Source organism: Kitasatospora sp. NPDC056181 (assembly GCF_042266225.1).
Lineage (GTDB): Bacteria > Actinomycetota > Actinomycetes > Streptomycetales > Streptomycetaceae > Kitasatospora.
Map to the genome: position 1 here is coordinate 1 of NZ_JBHJUK010000302.1, position 2789 is coordinate 2789.

Annotated in this window: 1 protein-coding gene and 1 pseudogene; both read left to right on the forward strand. The window is 70.5% G+C overall.

Going from position 1 to position 2789, the window contains the following annotated elements:
• Positions 1-234, forward strand: a pseudogene (locus ACFC1F_RS42995) (hypothetical protein); the annotation flags it as partial.
• A 1089-nt stretch (positions 235-1323) separates the two neighbouring features.
• Positions 1324-2789 (forward strand): trypsin-like serine protease (locus ACFC1F_RS43000; protein WP_376167249.1); only part of this gene is annotated, 1466 nt, incomplete at its 3' end.

The following is a 2789-nucleotide window of genomic DNA, read 5'->3' on the forward strand; positions in this document are numbered from 1 at the left end:
GCCTGGGTCCGCACCGCGGGCCGGTGGCACTCCGGCCTCGTCACCGCCCGCCGCCGCCCCGGCCCCGGACCGTGGATCGCCCACGTGCGCTGGGGTGAGGACGCGCAGGCCGCCTGGGTGATCACCGACACCGCCGTCCTGCGCCCCGTCCCTTTGAACACCGAACCGGCCCGCCCCGGCGAGCAGACCCCCGCTCCGGCTACCGGCGCTCCCGCCGACCCGGTGGCCCGGTGACCGGGCTCGCAGCCGTCCACGACCAACCCGTGCGCCAGCCGGTGGCCACCTCTTCCGGCCGCCGGGTTCCGATTCGCGGCAACTGTCCAGGTCAGGGGCCGTGGTGCGTGGCCGTCATGGTGGAACTCACCACCTCGACAACCCTTTTCTCCTTCCTTCCCTTGTCTTTGGTTTTGGCTCTTGGTCTGTGGTTGCGGGTTGTCGGTTCGGGTTCGGCACCTGCGGTGGGCTGTTCTTCTTCCCGGCGTCCGGCTGGTCCGGCCGCGCGAGGTGGGGGCGGGAACGGGTTGGCCGGGAAGGTGGAGAAACGCGGCGTGATGGCCGGCAGGAGGGCGCGGGGTCACTGTGCACTTCGGCACCGCTCGAGCGCTGCTCGCTGTGCGGCGCCGCACCGCATCCGCCCCGTTGTTGCCATAGGTTCGATGAGGGGTTCGCGCGCGGCGTCCGGGTGGACGGCGGTGCAGGGGCCCACGCCAAGGGTCTGTAGGGAACGGGGCGGGATTCGCCGCGATCGGCTTCCCGAGTTGTCGAAGGGGTTTGCCGCTGGCCGTCTCGTGGATGACGCGGCGATCTGGCAGATGGCCGGGACGGGTCGGCGGCAACAGGCCCGCCAGCGCTTGGGAAGCACTCGACTCACGCGTCCTGTAGTTCCCTTCGGCCAGGTAGCGGGGGAGGCGGGCCGAAGGTTCATTGGGAGATCGGCCATTGGCTGCCAGCTGAGGTTGATGCTTCCGTCCTCTCCTGGCATCCGGTCAGGCCGATCGGCCCCGGAAGATCCGTACATCTCCAGTAACAGCATTGCGTCGAAAGGATTTACACCTACGGCCCTTGACTGCAGGTCAGTGGCCAAGGCCGAGGGTCGGAGGTGCCTTTTGGCGACGAAGGATCGCAACCTATAGCGTCCGGTTGGTTTTCTTTTCTGCCAGCGCGGGGGGCGTTGGTGTCTCCCGGCATGTCCTTTTTCGGGAGTTCTCTGTGCGTATGGTTAGAAGGCTGGCTCTGCCTCTCGGCATGGCTCTGGCGATACCCGTTGTTGTCGGTTCGATTCCGGCTACGGCATCGGCCTCTGAGGCCACCGCCCCGTCGGCGGTGGAGGGCTTTGCCTACCCGGACGCGGCGAAGGTCCTCGCGGAGCGGAACATCACCCTGAAGACGGGTGACGGGCACATCGTGCTCGCCGACTGCACCGCCGGTCCGGGCCAGGTGCAGCTGTACAGCCGGGCGGCGACCCCGAGCGAGGTCTGCTTCAAGATCAACGGGCCGACCGGGTACCTCGCGTTGGAGATCCCGAAGATCTACAACATCAAGGGCGACGACCACACGGTCAAGGCGACGGTCAGCACCGACGGCAATACCGCCACCTTCGACGTCGCCAAGAACGTCTGGACGCCTATCGGCGAAGGCGGGACCGCGGGCAGCGCCACCACGCTGCTGGAGCTGAACGCCACCGACGGCCCGGCCGCGCCGGCCAACACCGACTTCCCGGCCGTCGGCACGGTGACGGCCGGCCAGGCCGGGCGCGCGGATGCGCGTTCCTGCACGGCCACGCTCGTCGACCGCTACTGGGTGCTCACCGCGGCCGGCTGCTTCGGCGGGGCGTCGGGTGCTCCGGCGGCCGACACCACCGCCACCGTCAGCGGCCACACTGCCACCGTCGCCGAACTGGTGACCCGCTCCGACCGTGACGTGGTGCTGGCCCGCCTGGCCAGCCCGGTCGACGGCGTCACCCCGGCGGCCCTGGCCACCGCCGCGCCCGCGAGCGGGCAGAGCCTGAAGGTGGCCGGCTTCGGGCGCACCGCCACCGAGTGGGCGCCGCTGAAGCCCCACACCGCCACCCACACCGCCGCTGTCGTCGCGGCCACCACGGTCGACACCGCGCCGGCCGCGGGCCAGGCGTCGGTGTGCCAGGGCGACGCCGGGGCTCCGCTGCTGCGCGACAACAACGGCACGAGTGAGGTCGTCGCGGTGGCCTCCCGCTCCTGGCAGGGCGGCTGCCTGGGCACCCCGGCCACCGAGACCCGCACCGGCGCGACCAGCAGCCGCGTCGACGGCCTGGCCGGCTGGGTGGCGCAGGTGAAGACCTCCCGCCCCGGCAGCCAGCTCTTCGCCGTCGGCAGTGACGCCAAGATCTGGACCAACGAGGGCTCCTACAGCACGAACGCGTGGGGCACCTTCGCAGAGGTGCCGAGCACCAGCGGCATCCGCCAGGTCAGCGCCGTCACCATGGGCGACAAGGTCCGCCTGTTCGCGATCGGCGGCGACAACACGATCTGGACCGTCACCAAGGACACCACGACCGGTGCCTGGAGCACCCCGGAGCAGGTGCCGGGCAACAGCGGGATGCAGCAGGTGAGCGCCGTCGCCATGGGCGACAAGGTGCGCCTGTTCGCGATCGGCGGCGACAACCAGATCTGGACCGCCGCCGGCGACTACACCGCCGGCACCTGGACCCCGTTCGAGGCCCTGCCCAGCAGCGGCATCAAGCAGGTGACCGCCACCACCGTCGGCAACACCGTGCGCCTGTTCGCGATCGGCGCCGACCAGCAGATATGGAC